Origin of the sequence: Frankia sp. BMG5.23 (assembly GCF_000685765.2) — a bacterium.
Taxonomy (GTDB): Bacteria; Actinomycetota; Actinomycetes; order Frankiales; family Frankiaceae; genus Frankia; species Frankia casuarinae.
This window is the reverse complement of sequence record NZ_JDWE01000109.1, coordinates 1-5,611: the sequence shown is the minus strand read 5'-3', so window position 1 is coordinate 5,611 and position 5,611 is coordinate 1. Positions and strand designations below refer to the sequence as shown.

Here is a 5,611-nt window from a genome sequence, read left to right as displayed (position 1 = left end):
GAGACCTCGACCTGCTCCTGCTGACACTCAAGCCACAACATGGGGGACACTACAGACACGGACGCGGCACCTGCTTCTGGAAGACCTTTGCGTGAGAACTCAGATCTTCCTGTAGGTGCCGCGTCTGCCGCGTTCCAGGGCCCTTCGCGGCCCGACCCCTAGCAGTAGCCGACCACAAACTCAAGACGCCACGCCGTACCTACTTTGACGTCGCCCTGCCGTCAGAGCGTCCATATCCGTGTGACCGACACCTTCGCTATCCGAAACACCACCCAAAAGGGGCTGGAGAATTTCAAACACCATTGCTGCCGCGTCATCGGGAAGTCGAGTCGGTCCGTCCGCAGTGAGTGCGTCGTCGAGCAAGCCTACAATCTGCTCCTGCACATGGCGCCAGTGATCCTCGCCGACCCAGTACTCTGTTCCCGTCTCCGAACCCGCCTGAGACTCCTTGTCAAGAACACCTACCGCAACCGCGAGCGTTAGGACGTTGCTCCATTGGAACTGTCGTTGTTCCTTCAGTACCGCACGCACGGCGGAATCAAGTGATCATAGCGCCACCTCTGCCATGTCCTCGGCCAGCCGCATGAGGGCGGGGTTGCTACTGTCGCTAATACTTCGGGACGCACCGTCAAACCAGTCCAGGAAGTGGAATGTGGCGGCCACCACCTGGCCATTGTCCACCTCCGCGTCCATATGCGCCGAGGGGCCGCCCCAAAAGAACTCCACCCGCACCAGCCGCCGCGCCGACACCGCCAAGGGTGCCAGCTCTTCGCGTATTTCTTCCTCGCGGGCGTAGTCGTTGGCCCGTAGCGCCTTCTCTAAGCGTTTGTACCTTCGCCTGTACCAGCGTTCCAGGTTCAAAAGCTGGGCGTCGATACGGTCTTCACATTTTTCATTTCGATCATTGGACATGGTTGGTTCCTCCATGCCCGGCTCTAGCAATATCAGGTTGTCAAGGTGTAATCAGCCGGTGGCGCACCGTTCAGGGCGGGCGCACCGGCGGCGGTTGGTGCGGGCCAGGGTTGGTGCGGGCCAGGGTGGTGCAACTTCCCTGTACTTCCTTCAAGCGCAGGCAGCGGGAGGGACACGGTTCGGCGCCGAGCCCGGTCAGGCGCGAGCACAGTACGAGGTTCCGGATCACGTACGACGGCCCTCGGTTGACGTCCTCCGTCCGGTTCGTCACCATGGATGCCGAACGGTTCGCGATGTTTCTAGCAACGGAGGCACCCGTGCGCGTCCGGTTCCTCGGCAAGGACCCCGAGTCCCAGATAGACAACTCACCGACCCTGTTCGCCACCGACCGCACGGACCGCGTGACCTACATCGCCCAGGGGTGGAAGGTGACCGACCCCCAGGCGCTCGCGGACATCGGTGCCGTCCCTGACCACGAGACCTTGATCGAGATCCCGGAGGAAGTCCTGAAGTTCTACGCCCGCCGCTACCTGGAGCAGGAGGGGGAGCACTGAGCCAGCTCATCCCACCCGGCCCCGAGTTCCGGCAGCTCTTCCACTCCTTCGAGCACACCGCATACCGCTTGGAGGCGCGCGACACCTACGACGCCAGCTACGAGAACGAGTCGCTGCGCCGGTTCCTCGCGGGCGAGCCGGATGACCTTCTGTGGATGCAGAGCTGGTTGGACATGCTCAGGGAGGCGACTGCCGCCGGCCGTAGGTTCGCCCGCGTCCGGGTGGTGAGCCTGCCGCTGACCGACTACAGCCGGTTCGGGGTGTGGTGCGCGCAGTTCACGAACGGGGCGGGCGAGGACATCCGCTACCTGACGCGCGATCTGGCCGAGGCCGGCGGCCTGCCGGGCCACGACTACTGGTTGTTCGACTCATCCAAGCTGGTTCGGATGGTCTTCGATGAGGCAACCCGCTTCCTCGGCGGTGAGGTCGTCGAGGACCCGGCCGAGGTCGTACGGCACAACTACTGGCGTGATGCCGCCTGGCACCACGCCGTAAGACGGGACGATTTTGTCACCGAACAGCACCTCCGGCGCGTCTAACGTCCACGAGGCGCGCAGCGCGCTCGGCAAACGACTCCGTGAGCTTCGCACGTCAGCCGCAATGAGCGGCCGGCAGCTCGCGGAGTCTTTGTCATGGCCGCCGTCGAAGGTGTCCAAGCTGGAGAACGGCCGGCAGACCCCGACCGACGACGACATCAGGGGCTGGACCGAGGCCACCGGCAGCCAGGCGGAGACCGAAGCCCTGCTCGCGGCCCTGCACACCCTCGAAGTGCAGCACGCGGAGTGGCAACGCATCCTACGGACCGGCTTGAAGCCGCGGCAACAAGAGCTGATCGAGTGGGACGAGCGAACGCGGCTCTTCCGGGCCTTCGAGGCCACGGTGATCCCCGGCCTGCTCCAGACGGCCGAGTATGCGCGGGCACGGTTCGCCGAGGGCATCCGCCGGCTGAAGCTGCCGAACGACATAGGCGAAGCGGTGGCCGCCCGCGTCCGGCGGCAAGAGATCTTGTACCGCCCCGATAAGCGGTTTCACTTCGTACTGACCGAAGCCGCGCTCCGGTTTCGGCTGTGCCCCACCGACGTCATGCTTGGCCAGCTTGACCGCCTGATTTCGTTCTCCCAGCTACCCAACGTCCGGCTGGGGATCATCGGATTTGAGACGCAGTACGCCACGTCGCCATGGCATGGCTTCTGGATGTACGACACCGAACGGGTCCTGATCGAGACCTTCAGCGCGGCGCTGGATTTGCGCCAACCGCAGGAGATCGAACTGTACGCGGGCGCCTTCGAGGAGCTCGCGGCCGTCGCCAGCTACGGTCGTTCGGCGCGCGCGATCATCAACGGTGTCATTGAGGATCTTGCTTCGGGCGTCCCCGAGGATGGCGTCTAGTTTCGCCCGCTGTGGTCTTCTCTCAGGGTTTCGAGAAATCTAAAGAAATCTTCTGGTGCCCTGTGGTATGGACGCCTTACTCTCCGACGCGAGGCAACGTCACGCTGCCCCGCTTGGGGAGGTTTGGAGGGCCGCCGGGTGCGCAGTTTCGTCCCGCTGTTGAGCGCGGGACAGATCGAACGCCTGCCGTCGCGGGCGCGGGAAGTCGTCGAGTACCGCAAGAGCGGACTGTCCCTCAACCACGTCCAGGGGTGTCCGCTGGACTGCGCCTACTGCATCCGCCACACCTATGGCCTGTGGGACCAGCGTCAGCCGCGGGCGCTGATGACCGACGCCGAGGCCGTGGCCCAGCTTGTCGGCCACCCCTACTTCCGGCCGGGAGCGACGCCTGTCCAGCTTTTCAACCGGGCGACCGAGCCGTTTCTGCCGGCCGTCCGGCCCCACACCTTCGCGGTGCTGGAGGACCTCGACGCCCGCGGCCTCACCAACCACGTGCTCGTCATCACCCGGCACCAGCTGCGGCCGGAGGACTGTGAGCGGTTGGGCCGCCTGACGAGTGTCAAGCTGACCGTGCTGTTTACCTACTCCGGCATTGAGGACCGGCGCATCGAGCCCCACCCCTCCGAGGTCGCGGCGGCCTCGCTGCGGCTGGCAACCGCCGTCCGGCCCCGGCGCTACCGCAGGATCTTCTACTGGCGTCCCCTGGTGCCTGGCCTCAACGACACCGATGAGCACTTGGCCCGCGCGGCTGAGCTTTGCCAGCACGCCGACGCTACCGTCTTCACCGGCCTCTTCTACCGGGACGAAATCGCCGCCTACTACCAGGCTGCGGGCCTGCCGGAGCCGTACGCGGCCACCGCCCGGCGCAAGGTGGTGCCCGAGACCCTGGAGCGGCGGGTACTGGAAGCCCTCGGCGGCCGGACCCAGCTGTTTCGTAAGACCTCGTGCGCGGTGTCGTTCGTCCACGGCCTGCCCGACTACAACGGCCACTACGGCGTCCGGGAACTGTGCGATATCTGCCCGGTCGGCCAGATCCGCCGGTGCCACGACGCCCACCAGGTTCCTACGCAAGAGGAGTTGGTGGCCCTCGCGAGCACGGTGCCCGACACAGACGACCTTGAGGTCGTAGACATCACCGACCGGGCCGCCGTGGTCGCGGGTCTCCCGCACGAACAGCCCCGTTACTTCCTCCAGCACGCCCTTGGCTTCCAGGTTCACGACGTGCGCCATCCTCACCACGCGCGGCGCCACGGCCGCGCTGACATCGGATGGAAGGAGCCGGTCGCCTCATGACGGACTGGACGAGCCTGGACTACGCCGTGGTGGATGTGGAGGGCAACGGCCAGCAGCCGCCGGACCTGGTGGAGCTGGCGGTGGTGCCCATCACCGGCGGCGCCATCGGGGAGCCGACCGCCTGGCTCCTGCGGCCCGAGCGCCCGATCACCGGCTTCGCCCGCCGCATCCACGGCATCACGAGCGACATGGTCGCAGGCGCGCCGGTCCTGGCCGACGTGGAAAAGGAGATCCGCGCGGCCCTGGAAGGCGTGGCGATCGTCGCCCACAACGCACACGTTGACCTCGGCGTCCTGCGGCGCAGCTTCCCAGGTTGGGAACCGCGGGACGTTTTCGACACGCTCAGGCTCGCGCGGCGGCTCCGGCCCGAGCGCGTCAGCTACCGGCTCGGCTCGTTGGTGGAGGCCTTCAGCCTGGCTGACGGCCTGGACCCACAGCACCGGCCCCACCGAGCCACCTACGACGCCCTGGTGACGGCCCGGCTGTTCGCACTGCTGGCAACAGGCCCGGACAGCCGCCCCTTGTCCCTTGACGAACTCCGCGACCTTCCCCCTGGAGGCGACGATGACCCGGCTGCGACCCTTTTCTGATCACCGCCGAGGGCTGTTCATCAGCGTGGACGGGCCGAGCGGGGCAGGCAAGTCCACCCTCGTGCGCCACCTCGCCCAACTGCTCGTCGCGGCGGGCGAGGACGTCCACGTCACGGCCGAACCGTCCGCCGGCCCTATCGGTGTACTGGCCCGCGAGTTGACCGAAAGCGTCACCGGCCACGCCTTGGCCTGCCTGTATGCGGCGGACCGCTACCACCACATCGAGACCGAGATCCGGCCGCATCTGGAGCTGGGCCAAACCATCATCTCCGACCGCTACGTGCCGTCGGGGCTGGTCATGCAGCGCTTCGACGGCTTGGACCCGGCCTTCCTCTGGGCGCTCAACGCCGAAGCCGCCCGGCCCGACCTGTGCGTCATCCTCGAGGCCGACCCCGACATCATCGCCCGGCGCCTGGTGGAGCGGGGCGCGCACAACCGCTTCCAGCTCGCCCCCCGGCTCCAGCCACGCCGAGGCCCACTTCTACCGCCAGGCCACCGAGCGGCTGATCCAGGCCGGCTTTGACGTCCTGCGCGTGGACTGCGGCGCCCGTCCACCGGAGCGCCTGGCTGAGGTCATCCGCGACCGGCTCCTCAGCTTTTTCACCGCGCCCGCCATCGAGACGTCGGCGTAGGGCGCGCCGCCAACCGGCGGAGGTAGGCGCTCGGCTTCCCCAAAGACGCGGGACCGGCGGTGCTGGACGGTGCCCACCACGGGTACCGAAGAAGACCCGCCGCCGGTCCTGCCTGCCCCAACTCACCTACGAAGGAGGGACACTTCGGAGTTTTTCGGAAACTTGTCATAGTCGATTTCGGAACGGATATCCGGCTGGTTCGGTCAGGCCCCGTATCGGTTCCCGCCAGCACGGGGAGCGG

Annotated in this window: 8 protein-coding genes; 6 read left to right on the top strand and 2 right to left on the bottom strand. The window is 66.7% G+C overall.

What is annotated here, in order from left to right; genetic code table 11:
• Positions 1 to 180: 180 nt before the first annotated feature.
• Together BMG523DRAFT_RS24980 and BMG523DRAFT_RS21635 are read right to left on the bottom strand one after the other, a co-directional pair.
• The gene (locus BMG523DRAFT_RS24980; protein WP_134351918.1) at positions 181 to 531 is read right to left on the bottom strand and encodes a hypothetical protein; all 351 of its coding nucleotides are present in this window, start codon (positions 529 to 531) and stop codon (positions 181 to 183) included.
• A gap of 15 nt (positions 532 to 546) precedes the next feature.
• Complete coding sequence (locus BMG523DRAFT_RS21635; RefSeq protein ID WP_134351920.1) at positions 547 to 912, bottom strand: hypothetical protein; 366 nt, start codon at positions 910 to 912, stop codon at positions 547 to 549.
• Between the two features lie 293 nt (positions 913 to 1,205).
• Here BMG523DRAFT_RS21635 and BMG523DRAFT_RS21630 point away from each other — a divergent pair, with 293 nt between their 5' ends.
• The 6 genes from BMG523DRAFT_RS21630 (at position 1,206) to tmk (ending at position 5,261) form a co-directional block, all read left to right on the top strand.
• On the top strand, positions 1,206 to 1,466 hold the full coding sequence (locus BMG523DRAFT_RS21630) for a hypothetical protein (protein ID WP_235463363.1): 261 nt from the start codon (positions 1,206 to 1,208) through the stop codon (positions 1,464 to 1,466).
• Positions 1,463 to 2,005: a DUF6879 family protein gene (locus BMG523DRAFT_RS21625; RefSeq protein WP_035913532.1), complete on the top strand. Its 543-nt coding sequence runs from the start codon at positions 1,463 to 1,465 to the stop codon at positions 2,003 to 2,005. Before BMG523DRAFT_RS21630 ends, BMG523DRAFT_RS21625 begins: the two co-directional genes overlap by 4 nt.
• On the top strand, positions 1,974 to 2,855 hold the full coding sequence (locus tag BMG523DRAFT_RS21620) for a helix-turn-helix transcriptional regulator (protein ID WP_035913529.1): 882 nt from the start codon (positions 1,974 to 1,976) through the stop codon (positions 2,853 to 2,855). Before BMG523DRAFT_RS21625 ends, BMG523DRAFT_RS21620 begins: the two co-directional genes overlap by 32 nt.
• 138 nt (positions 2,856 to 2,993) lie before the next feature.
• Positions 2,994 to 4,148 (top strand): radical SAM protein, encoded by a 1,155-nt coding sequence (locus tag BMG523DRAFT_RS21615; protein ID WP_043592223.1) that lies wholly within the window; start codon positions 2,994 to 2,996, stop codon positions 4,146 to 4,148.
• Positions 4,145 to 4,738: a 3'-5' exonuclease gene (locus BMG523DRAFT_RS21610; RefSeq protein WP_043592221.1), complete on the top strand. Its 594-nt coding sequence runs from the start codon at positions 4,145 to 4,147 to the stop codon at positions 4,736 to 4,738. The genes BMG523DRAFT_RS21615 and BMG523DRAFT_RS21610 overlap by 4 nt, the downstream gene beginning before the upstream one ends.
• Positions 4,713 to 5,261 (top strand): dTMP kinase, encoded by a 549-nt coding sequence (gene tmk / locus BMG523DRAFT_RS21605; RefSeq protein WP_200875451.1) that lies wholly within the window; start codon positions 4,713 to 4,715, stop codon positions 5,259 to 5,261. The genes BMG523DRAFT_RS21610 and tmk overlap by 26 nt, the downstream gene beginning before the upstream one ends.
• Positions 5,262 to 5,611 lie beyond the last annotated feature (350 nt).

Excerpts from the sequence above, each read along its gene's own strand:
- BMG523DRAFT_RS21610 (WP_043592221.1), top strand. The coding sequence starts at position 4,145 with ATGACGGACTGGACGAGCCTGGACTACGCCGTGGTGGATGTGGAGGGC.
- tmk (WP_200875451.1), top strand. The coding sequence starts at position 4,713 with ATGACCCGGCTGCGACCCTTTTCTGATCACCGCCGAGGGCTGTTCATC.
- BMG523DRAFT_RS21635 (WP_134351920.1), bottom strand. The coding sequence starts at position 912 with ATGTCCAATGATCGAAATGAAAAATGTGAAGACCGTATCGACGCCCAG.
- BMG523DRAFT_RS21630 (WP_235463363.1), top strand. The coding sequence starts at position 1,206 with ATGTTTCTAGCAACGGAGGCACCCGTGCGCGTCCGGTTCCTCGGCAAG.